This window comes from Mycobacterium sp. TH-M116, from assembly GCF_057473685.1.
Genome location: NZ_JBYCLC010000376.1, coordinates 1 through 16,229 on the forward strand (window position 1 = coordinate 1; position 16,229 = coordinate 16,229).

The 16,229-nt window shown below is 64.0% G+C and carries 14 protein-coding genes and 3 pseudogenes; 12 read left to right on the forward strand and 5 right to left on the reverse strand.

Annotated elements, in window-relative coordinates:
• Nucleotides 1–401: 401 nt before the first annotated feature.
• Nucleotides 402–1,157, reverse strand: coding sequence for a YfbU family protein (locus AC2VOK_RS19440; RefSeq protein WP_083123076.1), 756 nt, complete (start codon nucleotides 1,155–1,157; stop codon nucleotides 402–404).
• A 244-nt stretch (nucleotides 1,158–1,401) separates the two neighbouring features.
• Here AC2VOK_RS19440 and AC2VOK_RS19445 point away from each other — a divergent pair, with 244 nt between their 5' ends.
• The 5 genes and pseudogenes from AC2VOK_RS19445 to AC2VOK_RS19465 all read left to right on the forward strand — a co-directional run.
• On the forward strand, nucleotides 1,402–2,001 hold the full coding sequence (locus tag AC2VOK_RS19445; protein WP_083123077.1) for a recombinase family protein: 600 nt from the start codon (nucleotides 1,402–1,404) through the stop codon (nucleotides 1,999–2,001).
• Between the two features lie 405 nt (nucleotides 2,002–2,406).
• Complete coding sequence (locus AC2VOK_RS19450) at nucleotides 2,407–2,757, forward strand: hypothetical protein (RefSeq protein ID WP_237159639.1); 351 nt, start codon at nucleotides 2,407–2,409, stop codon at nucleotides 2,755–2,757.
• Between the two features lie 245 nt (nucleotides 2,758–3,002).
• Nucleotides 3,003–3,503, forward strand: a pseudogene (locus tag AC2VOK_RS19455) (VIT1/CCC1 transporter family protein); the annotation flags it as partial.
• An 85-nt stretch (nucleotides 3,504–3,588) separates the two neighbouring features.
• On the forward strand, nucleotides 3,589–5,172 hold the full coding sequence (locus tag AC2VOK_RS19460) for an FAD-dependent oxidoreductase (protein WP_202375175.1): 1,584 nt from the start codon (nucleotides 3,589–3,591) through the stop codon (nucleotides 5,170–5,172).
• Nucleotides 5,169–5,471 (forward strand): annotated as a pseudogene (locus AC2VOK_RS19465) (4Fe-4S binding protein); the annotation flags it as partial. The gene AC2VOK_RS19460 and the pseudogene AC2VOK_RS19465, both read left to right, overlap by 4 nt.
• A 70-nt stretch (nucleotides 5,472–5,541) precedes the next feature.
• Here the strand turns inward: AC2VOK_RS19465 and AC2VOK_RS19470 are convergent.
• The gene (locus tag AC2VOK_RS19470) at nucleotides 5,542–6,351 is read right to left on the reverse strand and encodes a class I SAM-dependent methyltransferase (protein WP_202375174.1); all 810 of its coding nucleotides are present in this window, start codon (nucleotides 6,349–6,351) and stop codon (nucleotides 5,542–5,544) included.
• Nucleotides 6,352–6,666: 315 nt separating this feature from the next.
• On the opposite strand from AC2VOK_RS19470, the gene AC2VOK_RS19475 reads away from it, so the two are divergent.
• The 6 genes from AC2VOK_RS19475 to AC2VOK_RS19500 all read left to right on the forward strand — a co-directional run bounded on the left by AC2VOK_RS19475 (nucleotide 6,667) and on the right by AC2VOK_RS19500 (nucleotide 13,182).
• A complete protein-coding gene (locus AC2VOK_RS19475) occupies nucleotides 6,667–7,230 on the forward strand; it encodes a P-loop NTPase family protein (protein ID WP_428901921.1) in 564 nt (187 codons plus the stop codon).
• A 127-nt stretch (nucleotides 7,231–7,357) separates the two neighbouring features.
• On the forward strand, nucleotides 7,358–10,423 hold the full coding sequence (locus AC2VOK_RS19480) for a ComEC/Rec2 family competence protein (RefSeq protein ID WP_428901922.1): 3,066 nt from the start codon (nucleotides 7,358–7,360) through the stop codon (nucleotides 10,421–10,423).
• 511 nt (nucleotides 10,424–10,934) lie between these two features.
• The gene (locus AC2VOK_RS19485) at nucleotides 10,935–11,501 is read left to right on the forward strand and encodes a dihydrofolate reductase family protein (RefSeq protein ID WP_428901923.1); all 567 of its coding nucleotides are present in this window, start codon (nucleotides 10,935–10,937) and stop codon (nucleotides 11,499–11,501) included.
• Nucleotides 11,502–11,609: 108 nt separating this feature from the next.
• A complete protein-coding gene (locus AC2VOK_RS19490; protein WP_428901924.1) occupies nucleotides 11,610–11,927 on the forward strand; it encodes an SDR family oxidoreductase in 318 nt (105 codons plus the stop codon).
• 50 nt (nucleotides 11,928–11,977) lie between these two features.
• A complete protein-coding gene (locus AC2VOK_RS19495) occupies nucleotides 11,978–12,790 on the forward strand; it encodes a TetR/AcrR family transcriptional regulator (protein WP_428901925.1) in 813 nt (270 codons plus the stop codon).
• Nucleotides 12,787–13,182: a DoxX family protein gene (locus AC2VOK_RS19500; RefSeq protein ID WP_428901926.1), complete on the forward strand. Its 396-nt coding sequence runs from the start codon at nucleotides 12,787–12,789 to the stop codon at nucleotides 13,180–13,182. Before AC2VOK_RS19495 ends, AC2VOK_RS19500 begins: the two co-directional genes overlap by 4 nt.
• A gap of 65 nt (nucleotides 13,183–13,247) precedes the next feature.
• On the opposite strand, the gene AC2VOK_RS19505 is transcribed toward AC2VOK_RS19500, so the two are convergent.
• Nucleotides 13,248–13,391: a hypothetical protein gene (locus tag AC2VOK_RS19505; RefSeq protein ID WP_428901927.1), complete on the reverse strand. Its 144-nt coding sequence runs from the start codon at nucleotides 13,389–13,391 to the stop codon at nucleotides 13,248–13,250.
• A gap of 41 nt (nucleotides 13,392–13,432) precedes the next feature.
• Here AC2VOK_RS19505 and AC2VOK_RS19510 point away from each other — a divergent pair, with 41 nt between their 5' ends.
• On the forward strand, nucleotides 13,433–13,606 hold the full coding sequence (locus AC2VOK_RS19510; RefSeq protein WP_428901928.1) for a VIT1/CCC1 transporter family protein: 174 nt from the start codon (nucleotides 13,433–13,435) through the stop codon (nucleotides 13,604–13,606).
• Between the two features lie 441 nt (nucleotides 13,607–14,047).
• Here the strand turns inward: AC2VOK_RS19510 and AC2VOK_RS19515 are convergent, their stop codons facing one another.
• Both AC2VOK_RS19515 and AC2VOK_RS19520 read right to left on the reverse strand, forming a co-directional pair.
• The gene (locus AC2VOK_RS19515) at nucleotides 14,048–14,521 is read right to left on the reverse strand and encodes a DUF2231 domain-containing protein (RefSeq protein ID WP_110918829.1); all 474 of its coding nucleotides are present in this window, start codon (nucleotides 14,519–14,521) and stop codon (nucleotides 14,048–14,050) included.
• A 204-nt stretch (nucleotides 14,522–14,725) separates the two neighbouring features.
• Nucleotides 14,726–16,212: pseudogene (locus AC2VOK_RS19520) on the reverse strand (catalase).
• Nucleotides 16,213–16,229 lie beyond the last annotated feature (17 nt).

A 16,229-nucleotide genomic window follows, 5' to 3' on the forward strand; every position in this document is an offset into this window, starting at 1 on the left:
AGGTTCTGATCATTGCTCCTGCAGCACTCGACGGACCCATGTACCGATCGGGGCATTAAGGCAGCGACCGGACCCGGGCTCGCCCGACACCAGACGACGCCAGTGCTGCGCCGGATGTGGCTGGCAGCTGAGGACCGGCCAGCTCGACTGTGAGTCCTGGTCGAAAAGGACGTCGTCAGCCTGAATTGCTTCGATGAGCACCCACTGAGTGCTGATCTGGTTTCTCATGCCCGTGAACGGTAGTTCGACGCCGAATACTCTGCTGCACAGCTTTTTGGCGGCCTCGCGCGCTCCTGAGTGGGGCACGGGATTTTCAGACCCAACCGGGCCGCTTGCGGGCCGGGCGGGAGCCGTCTCGTGTCTTTTGCGCCAGACCGGGGGAGCCAGGCCCCGCTCGAAGGCTAGCCGCGGCGCGACGGGTGGCGAGCGTCTGCGATCTGCTGCAGCTCGTCGAGGGACAGCAGGTAGTCCTCTCGGTGGAATCCGCGGTCGCGGCTGGCCTTGATGCGGCGGTGTTCGGCAACCATGCGCATGTAGGTGTCGAGCATGAGGGAGTGAGAGTTCCCCTCGTCGTTGCTCTTCCACTGTTCGTGCAGTTCAGCCCACCGGCCGTCGCTCATGAGGAACTCGACGTAGCGGGCCATGTGGTTTTCGAGGCCGTCGTTGCCGTCGAAGCCCCGGAATTCCAGCTCGTACTTGAGGTCCTCGTCGACTGCGGTCCCGTCCTTCTCCAGCCGCCGGATGCTGAAGGTGATGATGCGGAACATGTCGAGGATGTCCAGGACACGGCCACAATCACGCTTGGACAGCTCGGGGCTGAACCCGGCGACTTCACGCCAGTACTCCCCGGTGTAGCCCGCCTCGATCACCCGCGCACGCCCCAGCTGATAACCGAGGTCTCCGTCCACGTCGTCGTTGTCCTCGGGCAGCACGCGCGCGAGGATGCGGTGAAGCAGGGAAAGCACCTGCCGGTCAGCAATCCGCATCGTCTCCGGCGCCGGCAGGTCACCGTGGTCCTCCTTGGACTCATAGCCAGGGACGAGCGCGGCCATGAGTAGATCGCGGACGTACTCGCTGACGGTGACACCCTCGGCGTCAGCCATGTCCTTGAGTTCAGCGCGGACCTGATCGTCGACTCGGATATTCAAGACAGCCATATCGCCCTCCTTAACGTAATTTTGTATGACAAACAATAAACAGTGTCACACAACACTACGTGTGTGACAAGGGTGTTCAGGGGGACACGGTGTCGCCAGGAGCTGTTCTCGTTTCTAGAGAAACGAGACAGCAGTACGCGGCCCACCTTGCGGTCGAATAGCGCCAGGTCGCACCGTCTCATTTCTTGTCTCATACCGCGTGTCTCAGATCTTCAATGTCGGAGGTCGATGAGACGGTGGTGGCGTGACAACGATCCTTGGGTATGCGCGGGTGAGCACCGCGGGCCAAGACCTCGATGGACAGCTGGTCGCACTTGCTGCCCAGGGCATCGAATCCGGCCAGATCTTCACCGACAAGCTCTCGGGTGCGGTGAATACCGACCGGCCAGGCCTGTCGGCCCTGCTGCACTACGCCCGCGAGGGCGACACCGTGGTCGTCACCGCCATCGATCGTCTCGGGCGTTCCGTCGCCGAAGTTACTCGCACAATCGCGGAACTCGGCGAACGTCGAATCCTGTTGCGCGCCTTACGTGAAGGCATAGATACCGGCACACCGACAGGCCGCGCGGTGGCCGCCATCATGGCCACCCTGGCCGAGCTGGAGCTCGAGCTCGGCCGCGAGCGCCGTGCCGCTTCTCGTGACTCCAGGCGGGCGCGCCGCCTGCCGGCCACTAAGCCCGCCAAACTGACCCTTGAAAGGCAGCAACAGCTCCGTCGTCTCGCTGAGACCGGAGAACCCGTTCATGAACTCGCTAAAGCGTTCGGCATCAGCCGAGCCACGGCATACCGGTACCTCGCTGCACCCGTGGACAGTCAAGTCCTGGAGTCGAGGCAGCCGTCATGAATCTGACCGAGCTGGGCGCGGCCCTTGGCCCCTTTTTCGATATCTCAGGCAGCCCCTCACACCAGCAGCTCCGCGATGCATTCGCCCGCCACGGCCTCGGTCATCTCGACCCCGCGCCAGAGGGAAGGACATCGAACGGGTCCCACCTGGGCAAGATGAAGCGAATCCGACATGTCTTCGCCTCACCAGCAGCGCACAACGCGACTGCGGGGCTGCCCTTGGCCCGAGAACTTGTGGCGCTGTGTCGGGCCCACGGGGGCTTCAACCCTGACAGCGAGAGTTACGCCGGCAGTGCGAGAGTGACCCAGCTCGTCCAACGCCTTCGCTCCGCTCGGCTTCACACTCGAACCCGACGGGTCCACACGGCCGACCGTCATCGACAACCTCAGCGGCACAGAACTCACAGTGACGCTGCGCAGCTACGTCGACAGAATCAACTCCAGCCCCGACGACGCACCTCTACAGGTCGGCACTGGCAAGGAACTCGACGAAGCCGCCGCCCGGCACGTTCTGACAGAACTTCTGGGTGACTACCCGGTGTCGGGCAACTTCCCGGTCACGTTGACCAGTGCTTTTACCGCTATCGGCATGGCCACCCCCACGGAGCTGCCGAAGCTCGATCCCGACCCGCACCGCGCAGTGCATCAATGTCTGTTCCTGCTGGCCACCGCGGTCAATCGACTCCGAAACGACGCCGGCACCGGCCACGGGAACTCGACGGCGGCTGAGGCTCTAGCGGCCAGGACCCACTCCTGACGGCAACCCACGATCACATGTAGGCAAAGCCCCAGCCTCCCTATACTGTCTAGATGCACCCCACCAAAAGCGGGGTGGTCCAACAAATTCAGTCCGGTTCACGGGGGCGGGGTCTCTGTTCTTTTGCATTAACTGGTGAAATTGTTGCCTTTGCGATTGAGTGGAGCCCCATGGAGGACGATCCGCAGCCGAGCTTGGGGGCGGCCCCCACGCCGCCGGCGGAAAGGCGGCGGGATATCTCGGCGATGGCGGGTGCAGCGGACCATTCCGGCGAGCCGCACGGTGGCGGCGTTGCGGGCAGGTTGAACTGGTTGCGGGCGGCAGTTCTTGGCGCGGACGATGGGATCGTGTCGGTCGCCGGCATCGTGGTCGGCGTCGCGGGTGCCACCACTTCCCGCGGCCCCATTTTCACTGCCGGATTGGCTGGGTTGGTCGCGGGAGCGGTATCGATGGCGCTCGGAGAGTACGTGTCGGTCGCTAGCCAACGTGATAGCGAAGCCGCCCTAGTAGACAAGGAACGCCGGGAGCTACGCGAGCTGCCCGACGACGAGCATGCCGAGCTAACTGCGATTTATGAGGCCAAAGGACTCTCACCGCAGACCGCCGCGCAAGTCGCCGCCGAGTTGAAGAACCACGACGTGCTGGCCGCACATCTCGACGCCGAACTGAATATCGACCCCGATGACCTCGCCAACCCGGTTCACGCAGCGGGCGCATCGGCGGCAGCTTTCACTGTCGGTGCGTTAGGGTGGTGTGGGCCGTGGCGGCCCTTTGGGTGTGGTCGGCGGTGATGTTCGGCACCGACCGACTCAAGGCATAGCAAGGAGGGTCATGACGAACTACGAAACGTTGACGACCGATGTCCTGGTCGTCGGTGGCGGACCTGCGGGCACATGGGCGGCGATAAAAGCGGCGCAGGCCGGCGTCGACGTCGTGTTGGTGGACAAGGGCTATACCGGGGCCAGCGGCGCAACCGCGTCGGTCGGTACCGGCGTGTGGTACGTCGACGACGTGCCCGAATTACGCGAGGCTGCGATGGCCAGCCGCGAAGCCCTTGGCGGTCATCTGGCTGACCGAGGTTGGATGGCAAGGGTTCTGGACGAAACCCACGCCCGGATGGACGAGCTCGCCGATGTGCAGCGTTATCCGTTCCCGGTGGACTCCACCGGTCGTTCCATCCGTGATGATCTGCAGGGGCCCGAGTACATGCGACGGCAGCGCACCCGGGTGCATCGCCTCGGCGTGCGCATCCTCGATCACACGCCGGCGCTCGAGCTCGTCGTCGACGACGATGGTGTGGTGTCCGGTGCCGTCGCCGTGCACCGTGAGTCGGGCAGAACCGTCCGCGTCGAGGCCGCCGCGGTGGTTCTCGCTACCGGTGGCTGTGCTTTCCAGTCCAAGACCATGGGCTGCGATGTCGACACCGGCGACGGTGCTTTGATGGCGGTTGAGGCGGGCGCGGTGCTATCGGGAATGGAGTTCTCCAATGCGTACGCGATCGCGGTCAAGGGCACTTCGCTGAGCAAGACCGCGTACTACTCGTGGGCGAGCTTCTACCGCACCGACAAGACCGTGCTGGAGGGTGCGGGCAGCACCAAGGGACGGTCCGTGATCGCCAAAACCCTACTGTCTGAACCGGTGTACGCCAGGATCGACCGCGCCACCGAGGACGAGCAGATCGCCATGCGAAAAGGCCAGCCGAACTTCTTCATCGTCTTCGACCGGATGGGCATCAATCCCTTCACCGACTATTTCGAAATCACTCTGCTCGCCGAAGGCACCGTGCGTGGCACCGGCGGCGTGCGCGTCGCCGACTACGACTGCTCCACAGATGTCCCCGGCCTGTTCGTGGCGGGTGACACTGCGACGCGTGAGCTCATCTGCGGTGGATTCACCGGTGGCGGAAGCCATAACGCGGCATGGGCGGCATCCTCGGGCAGCTGGGCCGGACAGGGCGCAGCGGCGTTCGCCGCCCGTCGCGGACGACCGGGCACACCGCTGCGCCCCACCGGGCAGGCAGGCCTACGGCCCGCCGGGCGAACCAACCTCGATCACCGGGCGGTGGTGGCCGAGGTGCAACGCCAAGTCCTGCCATACGATCTGAACTATCTGCGTCACGCGGACCGCATGGCACCGGCACTGGAATCGCTTCACCTCACCTGGTCGGCAATTCGGGACGGGCTGGTGGGCGTCGGCGAAGGCGCCTTCCGGGCACGCGAAGCGGCGGCGATGGCGGCACACGCGCGATGGATGTACCACACCGCACTGAGGCGCACCGAAACCCGGGGCATGCACAGACGGCTGGATCATCCCGTCGAAGATGCAGCCCAACACCATCGGCTCATCACCGGCGGACTCGACGAGATCTGGACCCGCCCCGAACCGTTGGCATCTGCCGGGGGGTGGGCAGCGTGATCGAGATCGTCGACGAGGGGCGGTGCATCGCCTGCGATCGCTGCATCGACGTGTGCCCGACACGGGTGTTCGACCGTGGCGCCGACGGAGTCCCGGTGATCGCCAGACACGACAGTTGCCAGACGTGCTTTCAGTGCGAGGCGTATTGCCCGACCGACGCGCTGTTTGTCGCCCCGCTGGCGGTGCCGGTGGCCGCCGGCTCCCGGTTCCACGACGCCGACGCGCTGGCCGCGGCGGGCCTGCTCGGCGGATACCGCCGCGAACTGGGTTGGGGAAAGGGGCGGGCACTCGGCGCGCGCACAGCGGTCGGACCGCCGTTTCCGGGGTGACCCCTACCCACGGCCGGCTCGAATCACGGATCGTGAGCAGCTAGTTCCTATTGGCGATCAACACTTCCAGCGTAAAAGTCTCGGTGAAGTGACCGGTGGGATCGATGGCGAGCAGGGTGCCGGTGACCGTGTCCTCGAACGCGGCCTGTCGGTCACCGAGCAGTCGGCGAAGCGGCAGGGAGGTCGAGTAGAGGTAGCCGATGATGTGTCCAATGGTCCACGTCCGTGTGCATTCATAGACCTGTCGATTCATCTGCCGGAACGCTGAATTGGCCAATATCTGCTCATGTGTCTGGCCGGTGTGGGCCGCCGGAGTCAGGCCGTCCTGGTAGTTCGGCGGCAGGAAGCGCCGCTGGATGGCTCCGATGGCCCGCTGCCACGGTGTGCTGGGCAGCAACAAGTTGCTGTCGTTGGCGATGACCAGGCTGCCGTCGTGGTCGACCATCTCGGCGAGTGCCCTCAGGAGTTGTTCGCGGTCCATCCAATGAAACGAGCGACCCATGGTGACCAGCTTGAAGTGACCGAGGTCGCCCGGGAGATCAGCCGAATGGCCCTGTATCCAGATCACGTTGGTGACCCCGGCTTGCCGTGCTTGCCGGGCGGCCTCTGCGATCATGTCCGGTTCGGGGTCCAGGCCGACGGCTTCAGCGACGTGGGCTGCCAGCGGAAGCGTCAGTTGACCGGTGCCGCAGCCCAAATCGAGCAGGCGACCCGTGCCGTCGAGGCGCAGACGTCGGATGACGTCGCCGAGGAAGGCCTGCGGATAGCCTGGCCGGTATCGCGCATAGTGCCGCGCTGTCCCCGCGAAGAGACCGCGCCCCGCGCTGTCGAGCGGATCGGTCGCATTCATCTTCCTCCCTTCTCGATCACCCGTCTGGTAGTCCCGTCGGCGGCCTGATCCACGACACGTAGCAGCCCACTGACCCAACCGTACTGGCACCGGTGCGCTTGTCGACTCGTCGAATACTGGTCGGCGCAGGCGCTACGATAGTCACCGGCGACTGGCGCAGCTGGTGACCCACCTGAACCCCGCTGCTACACAAAATGTTTCGTACAACGGTTCTCGGCTGTGGTTGACAGTACTCGTCCTCGCCGCACGAGCGGGCAGCACGTCATTATCGACGTCCGCTCGGGGACTCTGCGAGCCTGGTTTAGGATCGGACGAGTGTTGTCAGCATCCGATCCGATCACCTGGCAGCCGCGGCGCATCGCCATCGCTGGAGTAGCGGGATCGGGCAAAACAACGTTGGCGAGCCGTGTCTCCGATCGCCTGGGGCTCCCCTACATCGAGATTGACAGCCTTTTTCACGGCCGCGATTGGCAGCCGCGAGACGATTTCGTCAACGACGTGCACAGGATCATTTCTGCCGATTCGTGGGTCATTGAGTGGCAGTATGCGGCGGTCCGCGACCAGATTGTCGAGCGTGCTGACACGATGCTGTGGCTCGACCTTCCAACACCACTCACCCTCTATCAGTTGACGCGCCGCACGATGCGCAGGCGGATCCGTCGGGTGGAGCTGTGGAATGGCAATTACGAAGGGCCCCTGCACAAATTCTTCAGCGACCCCGACCACATCGTGCGCTGGGGAATCCGAACCCGCAACAAATGCCGTGACCGGGTACCAGGTGTCGACGCACTCCACCCGCATCTACACGTCGTGCGCCTCTCCTCCCGGCGCGACAGCGAACGCTGGGTCAACCGCGCCGCTACCCGCCCGTCGCGGTAGTCCTTCTCCGAGCTGAACCACGGCTCCCCTTGGCTGTTTCCCGGGGAGTCTCCTGACAGCCGAACACCGCCCCTAAAGTCGCACTTTCGGGCAGAATCCGGCACCTCGCTGCGCATACCCTGGACAGGTGGACCGGAGCCTCGACACCACAACTCCTGTCATCGCGCCCGCCGGCCGGCAAACCACCAAGCCTCCGGCGACTGGATCGCTGCTCGGTTTACAACAGAGCGCAGGCAACCGCGCCGTGTCCGCGCTCTTGACCGGTAGCGAAATCTGCTCAGAGCCAAACGGTCTGCCGACGTCGGCACCGACGCTTGCCGGGAGCATCGCCATGCAACGGCAGAACAAGCCCGAGCCGAACTCCACACCGGCGGACGCTCCCACGACGTCGAAGTCCGGCGACGCACTACGCGCACTCGGCATTAGCATGGCCGAGGGTGACCTGAAGAAGCTCGACGAGCTTTATCCACAGGGCGATTTCGTCCTCAATCCGGTCAAAGTCGTAATGCACGGCCGATATGGGTCCGGTGCTGGGGCGGCGCGCCTCGAAATGCGGCAGATCGTCGGCAAGAACTACACGCCGCGATCCACAACGTATCTGGTGGAGACAGGGGCGGGGCGCGCGATCATTCTGGTGGGAGCCGACGGCGCGACGCGACTTTTCGACGCCGGGAACGTGGTCGGTTACACGGCAAGGGCAGTCAACGCGCTGCGCGCGGCCGGCCTTGCGAAGACCCCAGAGATCATCAAAATTTCACACACCGACAGCGATCACCTGACGGATCTTGAGGCGGTAGTGAAGGACTGCGGTATGCCCCAGCCATCGGTAGAGATCACCAAGCAGCAGCTGAATGATCCCGCGATGAAGTCCTTTGCGTCGGTGCGAATCAACGCGGTGCGCAGCCAGGTCGTGGAGATCGATGTGACAGGTGAGGGCATGCACGTACACCGCGAGGTGTCCGGTGCGCTGCAGGGTACCGACCTGCGGTGGGCTCCGGCCCAGGCCGGACTGGCCGGTGGCGGCTCGAAACGGGCCACCAACGCGGGGAGCCCGATTTCTATCGTGCGCGACCTCCTCACCGGCGAAGTTCGGGTCTACACAGCCGATTCCGAGCCGAGCACAGTGATGAAGATGTTCGACTACATCCATCCGTCGGCGATGCCGTACATATTCGGTCAAGGCCAGCTCAAGGAGTTTGAGTTGCCGCATCACGGCGGTGCGAACACCGAGACCCGCAAGGCTGAGGCAGGGTTGAACTATCTGCGATTCCTGCGGTTGGCGTATGACGCGAGCGATGGCACTTCCACCTTCTTTGCTCAAACGGAGAAGGAGAAACTGGAACAACAGACCAACCACGTGCGCTGCCTGCATGCCGCCGGATTTCCGATCGAAACAGTTCTGCTGCCCGAAGGTGGTGGTTCGGGCATCAAGAAGGTCGAGGGCGGGGTCTCCAGCCCGTTGGCGCTGACCCCCGAGGAGCAGGCCGAGGTTTCCGCGAAAATCAAGCCCGCCGAATCGGCACTGATGCAGTCGCGCAAAGTCGCCTTCTCGGTTCAGCAGATGCGTACCGCTCTAGAGATTCAGATCGCATCCGCCGAGGCCACGGGGTCCTCATCCGTCGCTGCCTCCGCACGTCAAACGCTTGCGCAGCTCGAGAAGGAAGACGCGGCCCGCGCCGAGGCCACCAACGCATGGTGGACTGCAGCCGCCGACGCGGTGAAGGCCAGCGGTGGATTCAACAAGAACTTCGACGCCTCGGGTTGCCGGGCGGCCGCCGACAAGATCGGTGGCACCGAGATGATGAAGGCCGAACGCCTCGGCGAGTTCGAGAGTTCGGTGAACTTCAACTCCGCCATGATGGAGTCCTCAGGCAGGGTCTACGAGCTGGCGCTGGGGATGACCGACGCGATGCTCAAGCAGGACCCGGTCGCGATGACCAGTCTCAAAGCCCGGCAGGGCGATGCCTACCGTGAGGCGGTCCAATTGATGGGTTCGGCCAAAGTGCTTGAGACCGTTCGCGAGGCCTGGAAAACCGAGTTGTCCAACATGCAGAAGATGCAAGTCGAACTGTCGAAGATGAGCGAGGAGGCGGCCAGGGCCAAGCGCGAGAACCGGATGGCGATGGCGTCGATGGGTGCGCTGGCCAAGCAGATGCAGGCTGAGGCCATGGTGCACGCCGCGAGTGAGGGCAGGGCGGGCATCCCCCGCGGGCCCGGCGGCGACGTTCGGCAGGGCGCGCGAGCGGGAGCAGGCGCGATGGCAGCGCTCGAGGTCATTCGGATCGTCCTGGAGACCTGGGCCAACATCCGACAAGGAATGAAGGCTGCGGAATTGCGGGCGCTGAAGCGGCAACTGCGAGGGATGCAGAAGTTGGATTGGTGGCTGAATGTCGGTGCCAGTCCGGGCGTCGAGTTGGTGGACGACAACGACAACCCGCTGAACCCGAAGATCACTGATCTGGGGGTGATCAACAAGATCATGGCTGGCGAGAAGACCGACGGTCACGAGGTGCCGGAACATCGACGGATCGTGATCACGTCGCTGAAGTCAGAGGACCAGCAGATGGCAGTGTCCAAACTGATGTTCAATGCGGTGAACCTGAACGATTTTCACCAACTGTTGTTCGATGCTCGCGCTCAGCAGGACGAGCAGAAGCGGCCGCCCGTCGAAGCGACGGATGACGGCGAGCACTGGGGCGCCTACGTCTGGGATTTCACCAAGAAGGACTACACCCAGCGGGTCGACGCGAAGGCATCAGAGATGTTCGCGAAGGTCTATCAGACTTGCTTCGACAACAGCGACGCCGAACTGAAGCGCGACCAGAAGTTGAGCGGGCGCACTACAGGGACGGTTGCGCAAAGCGGAATCTTCTACAAGACAAGGGATTTCTACGCCTACTCTCGCGGAGGTCGGCGCAAGATGCAGTTTCCGTTCGAACCGGTCCTGTCCTTTGGACCAAACCGACCCACCAGTGGCGACGTGCTGGGCAAGGCAGCCGACGCAAAGACGTATGCGTATCTGCGGCAATTCGATTGGTACGTCTCAACGCAGTCCGCCACTACGCCGGGCGCCCACACCGGCGTGGAGTACAAGCCGAACGATGAGGGTTATTGCTGGATCGACGCTTCGGACGTGCAACTGCGTGCCGAATCATCCGCGAAGGCGCCGGGTGCGCAAACCCTGCCACAGTGACGTACGTAGAGAGGTTGCCGATGGCGGAGCTCGGTGAGCATGCGTGGTTCTGGGAGCCAGCATGGCGGACCTGGTGGGTGCGCGAGCACTGGCCGAGTTTTTTGAAACGGTCACCGTGGTGGAGCGGGATGTGCTGGAAGAGCTCTCGCATCGCCGGGGCGCGAATAGTAAGCCGTCACAGCCAATCAGAATCAGAACTGTCCGCCGATCTTGTCGTCGATGCGACGGGGCGTGGCGCGCGGACACCGGCGATGCTGGAACGGCTGGGTCATACCCGGCACGACCGAACTCCGAGGTCTCGCTCGGGATCACGAGGAACCGAGTCGGCGCCCCAACCCTCGACGCGCTCGGGCCTTCATATGATTTCTGATCGCTCGGCGGTTCGGCAAACAGTTTGCGATGCCACTGCCACGCCGTGACTTGCCACTTGGATGAGGGCTTTCGAACGAATGCCCTCGAGCCCTCGTATGTCGACGCGATGAGTTTTGCTCTCCGGTACAGTCCGATCTGCATGGGCAGACTCATCTATGGCTTCAACGTGTCGGTGGACGGTTACATCGCCGACGCACAAGGCAACATCGACTGGTCCGATCCGAGCGAAGAACTGCACCAGTACTGGAACGACTTCGAGCGGGAGACCGCCCTGTCGTTCTACGGCCGGCGGCTCTACGAACTGATGTCCGCATACTGGCCGACGGCCGACCAGGCCCCGGACGCCACCCCCCTCATCGTTGACTTCGCCCGCATCTGGCGCGACATGCCCAAGGTCGTCTTCTCGCGCACCCTGGAGTCCGTCGACTGGAACTCCCGACTGGAACGCGGCGACCCCGTCGAAGTGGTGACGAAGCTGAAAGCCGAAACCGACGGCAGGCTGGAGGTGGCCGGCGCAACGCTGGCCGCACCGATCGTGCAGGCCGGACTGGTGGACGAATACCGGATCGTCCTCACGCCCACCGCCGTGGGCGGCGGCACCCCGTTCTTTCCGACCCTGCCGTCATGGATCTCACTGCGACTATTGGAAAACCGCACCTTCCCCGGTGGCACAGTCCTGCTGCGCTACGAGGCCAAACACGACTGATCGGGCATACACAGCCACTCTCTGGCCGCCATCAAGCGGACATGCCATCGACGAACCACTCCTCCCTGATACTCGAGTAATGGTTACAGTCATTCGAGTATCAAGGCTGTGTCCGACGAAGGGACGGGGATCATGATGGGCACACCGCAGTTGCCGAGCATTCCCGCCCCTACGGCCTGGGAGCAGTTGTTGCGGCTGGACGGCAGATGCGCGGTGGTCACGGGCGGCAGCCGCGGATTGGGTGAAGCGATCGTGCACCGGCTCGCTCAGGCCGGAGCCGCGACGATGCTCACCACCATGATGCCGCCGGGACGGCCGGGCTGGCCCGACGAAATCGCCAAGGCCGTGCTGTTTTTGGCCTCCGATATGGGCAGCTACGTCAGCGGGGCCAACCTCATGGTCGACGGCGCCCAGCACCTCCGCTGATGCCGGACAACAAACCGTCAACCGAACCCGTCGCTGGAGTCTCCGCAGCCGTGGGTGACGATCTGGTGCACGCAGCGCTGCGCGCTGCTGACGCCCTCGGCAAAGACGTTGCCGACGTTCCGGTGATCGCGATCGCCCGCGAAGCCGGACTCTCCCGCAGCACCCTGATCCGCCGCCTCGGCGGCACCCGCGCGAACCTCGACGCCGCGGTCGCCGCCGCCGGAGTGGATCCCGGCGGCCAAGCACCGGTACGCACCCGCGCTCTGGACGCCGCCGCCGCCCTCATCGACGAGGCCGGGCTGGCCGCGGCGACGCTCGAAGCGGTCGCGGGCCGCGCCCAATGCTCGGTGAACAGTCTGTACGCGGTGTTCGGGGTCCGCGATGAGCTACTACGAGCGTTGTTCGAACGGCACAGCCCGTTGCTGCACATCGAAGACTTCTTCGACACCGAGCACGGCGATCTGCCCACAACAGTGCGGCGCCTCTACGGATTGATCGCCCACACCCTGGCCACTGAGCCCCGCGTGGCCCCCGCCTTGCTCGCCGAAGCCTTAGCCCGGCCCGATAGCCCCGCCATTCAACACCTGTTGGGCCACAACGCACCCCGGCTGCTCAACAGTCTCGGGTCATGGCTGACCGGAGAAATCAGCTCCGGCCGCATCCGCGAGATCCCATTACCTCTGCTGATCCAGCAGCTCATCGCCCCCATCGCGATCCACATGCTGGTGCGCCCCACCACAGCGGCCATTCCCGGTATCGAACTGCCCGACCTCGACACCGTCTGCGACGTCTTCACCGAGACGTTCCTGCGCGCCGTCACACCAACCTCGCACGCCACCGAGACTCGAAGGAAAACACCATGACCACCCCCGACCCGACCCGCACCCGCATCGTGCTCGGTACCGCGTTCGCCGGCGCCGGCATCGCCCATATCATCAACCACGAATGGTTCGAACGACTTGTCCCCGAACAGCTCTCGCCATGGCGCAAACCCATCAGTGCTGTCACCGCCGTCATCCAGCTCCTCGGCGGAATCAGCATGTTCATCCCTCGACTACGCGCCCTGGCCCGGTGGACCAACCTGGCCATCCTTGTCCCGACCCTGCCCGCCGCGATTGCTCAGACCCGGCACCCCGACCGCATGCGCGCGCTCGGCATCGATCCCAAGCTCGTCGTTCTCCGGATCCCCGCACAAATACTGGTCGCCGCTCTCACATGGTGGTCCACCCGTCCCCCAGCCAACCCACACAACTAGCCGTCCCCGCGTCGAATAGCCTTCGCCCACTCATGTGCGTGAAGAAAATGGCCGCTCCCCCGCGTTCACTTGATGCCGATCACCATCGAGTCCGGACCGACCAGGTGCTCGACATAGCTTTCGCGGAACCCCGCGTCGGCCATCCAGCCGCGGCAATCCGCACCCGTGTAGTCGAAGCCCACACCCTCGATCAGCATGTTGAGACTCACTGCCGCTGCTGGCCATCTTGCTGCCCCCGCCCAGCTTGCGGGTGCCGATTACCTTCGCGGCCGTGCTGGTTGCGCTCGGCCTGGCCGGAGCACTCGGCGCGCGCATCGGCGGCAGCAACATTCGCCGCGCCGTGCTGCGTATCGTGATTGGCGGCGCGCTTGGATTGGCGTTCACCTACGGTATTGGGCATCTTTTCGGAACGGCAATCACCTGACCCTCCTCACAACCCAACATGTTCAAATATCGTGACGGGATGGGCTAGCGGTGACCCGACCGAACGCTGCAAATCGGCGACATTCGAGATCCTGTTAACGAAGCGAGGTCATTGCCGCCGCCCTGCTAACTGCGCGAAAGGAAAGAAGAACGGTGCACACAACTGACAGTAACCGGTGAGCCGCGCGCCAAGGCAATGCGATCCGAGAACCCGTCGCGACGCCGACTGGTCGGCAGCTCGTGTGACCGTCGACGACCAAGGCGTCACCTACCGAGTCCTGTGGTCAGCCGAATACTGCGTGTACCTAGGGCTGTGTGACTCCTACCCCAGGCTGTCATGGCAGGCGGAGAACGTAAATGACGCACTCGACGGAATTCGGCGGCAAGTCCAGGAACGCGCACAACGGTGAGTCGCTAACGCATTTGCACGGTGAAACCGAAACTAATTACCGCTGTTGGCGTTGTCGCCCCATACCGCCCGGGACCCGGCATCACCGATCCGCACGACTGCAACGATGGACGAAATTCCTACGACTACCGCCAGAAGCAGCACCGCGATATTGGCGGCGGCTCGGCGCTTGTCGGATCGGCCCTCCAGCCAGTGCAAGAAGGCCAGCGCAACGGCGACTAGGAGAAGCGCAATCGAGAAGTAGATCATCTGTTCGCCGCGCTCGGCGTGTGTCTGCAGTATTGCGGTCGGGTCTTTTTCCTGGTCCAGTAACCACTGGCCCGCTTCGGTGGTCAGCGGCGTCAACACGGTTGTCACTACTGCCATGGCCAATACCAGCCAGACCAGCCGACGCCTGGCTGCCGGCCAAAGTCCGCATAACATCTCCAAGAGCGCGGTCGCTGGCGCGAGGACGACGACGAGATGAACCAGCAGAACATGGGCCGGCAGGCCTGCGATCGTGGTAATTGTCAACTCCTGATTGGGTCGGGCCTTCATTTGGCGAAGGGAATCACCGGGCTAACTTCGAGGGCCTGGGTCACGTCGGGAAGCAGTTGACACGTCAAGGACCTGCATGACGAGCGTGCGAGTTGATAGGTCCAGCACACCTTAGCTATTGGCCCGGTACCTGGCGTGCCGATACCGATTCATCTCCGTACATCGGTGCGGTCATCAGGCGTCGGAGGGTTGGCCTGCTGCGGAGTTCGTGTCCGTTTTGCCCTGTTGGTTGCGCACGCCTGATGCAACGGCGTCGCCGAGGTTGTGGTCCACGTTGTGCCAGTAGGTGAATGCGCGTTGCAGAATCGGTTCGGATACGCCGTCGAGTAGGTGGCCGACGATGTTGTCGATTAGTCGCTGGCGCTGCTCGTCGGTGAGTACCTTGCGGACTAGGGTGCCGGCTTGGCCCCAGTCGTCGTCCTCGGAGCGCAACGTGTACGCGGCGCGGACCATGTCACCGTCGGCGTGCCAGAGCCCGGCATCGTCGGTGCGGGACGGGTCGGCCGTCGGGCCGCCGTAGGAGTTCGGCGCGTACACCGGGTCGGCGACGTTATGGACCCGCATCGGCCCGTCTTTGCTGTAGCTGTGCACGGGTGCGTGCGGGGCGTTCACCGGGATCTGCTTGTAGTTGACACCGAGGCGGGCGCGGTGGGCATCGGAGTAGGCAAACCCCCGGGCCAGCAGCATCTTGTCGGGGCTCAAACCAATACCCGGCACGAGGTTGTTCGGTTCGAACGCGGCCTGTTCGATCTCGGTGTGGTAGTCGGTGGGGTTGCGGTCCAGTGTGAGGCGGCCGACCTCGGTGAGCGGGTAATCGGCGTGCGGCCACACCTTGGTCAGGTCGAAGGGGTTGAACCGGTAGGTCCTGGCGTCCTCGTAGGCCATGATCTGAACGTTGAGCGTCCAGCTGGGGAAGTCGCCGCCGGCGATGTGTTCGTAGAGGTCGCGGGTGTGATAGTCGGCGTCGGCCGCCGCCATCTGATCGGCCTCGTGCTGGGTGAAGCATTCGATGCCCTGGTTGGTTATGAAGTGGTACTTCACCCAAAACTTCTCACCGTGCGCGTTGGCCCACATGTAGGTGTGGCTGGAATAGCCGTTCATGTGCCGCCAGGTCCGCGGGATCAGGTGACCTGATGCGCTGACTCCGGGGAGAGCGTCCAGAAGTCCCACTGCATGTCGTGGTCGCGCAGGTTGTTGTCCGCGCGGCGCTTCTGTGAGCGGATGAAGTGCTGAAACTTCAGCGGGTCGCGCATGAAGAACACCGGGGTGTTGTTGCCGACCATGTCGTAGTTGCCCTCGGCGGTATAGAACTTCAGCGAGAACCCGCGGGGGTCGCGCCAGGTGTCGGGGCTGCCGCGCTCGCCGGCGACGCTGGAGAACCGGATCAGGGTGTCGGTCTTGGTCGCTGGCTGAAACACCGCCGCCCGGGTGAAGGCGCTCACGTCGTGGGTCACTTCGAAGTGGCCGAACGCACCGCCGCCCTTGGCGTGGGGCTGACGCTCGGCAATGCGTTCCCGGTTGAAGTTCGCCATCTGCTCAATGAGGTAGTGGTCGTGCAGCAGGATCGGCCCGTCGGGGCCGACGGTGAGCGAGTGCTCGTCACTGGGGACCGGGGCACCGGAATCGGTGGTGGTGGGGGGGGTTGGCTGCGGTCGGGTCATTGCTGGTGTCTCCTTGT

Bases quoted from the DNA above. Each gene is read 5' to 3' on its own strand.
- AC2VOK_RS19485 (WP_428901923.1), top strand. From the start codon at position 10,935: ATGGGCAGACTCATCTATGGCTTCAACGTGTCGGTGGACGGTTACATC.
- AC2VOK_RS19500 (WP_428901926.1), top strand. From the start codon at position 12,787: ATGACCACCCCCGACCCGACCCGCACCCGCATCGTGCTCGGTACCGCG.
- AC2VOK_RS19470 (WP_202375174.1), bottom strand. From the start codon at position 6,351: ATGAATGCGACCGATCCGCTCGACAGCGCGGGGCGCGGTCTCTTCGCG.
- AC2VOK_RS19460 (WP_202375175.1), top strand. From the start codon at position 3,589: ATGACGAACTACGAAACGTTGACGACCGATGTCCTGGTCGTCGGTGGC.
- AC2VOK_RS19440 (WP_083123076.1), bottom strand. From the start codon at position 1,157: ATGGCTGTCTTGAATATCCGAGTCGACGATCAGGTCCGCGCTGAACTC.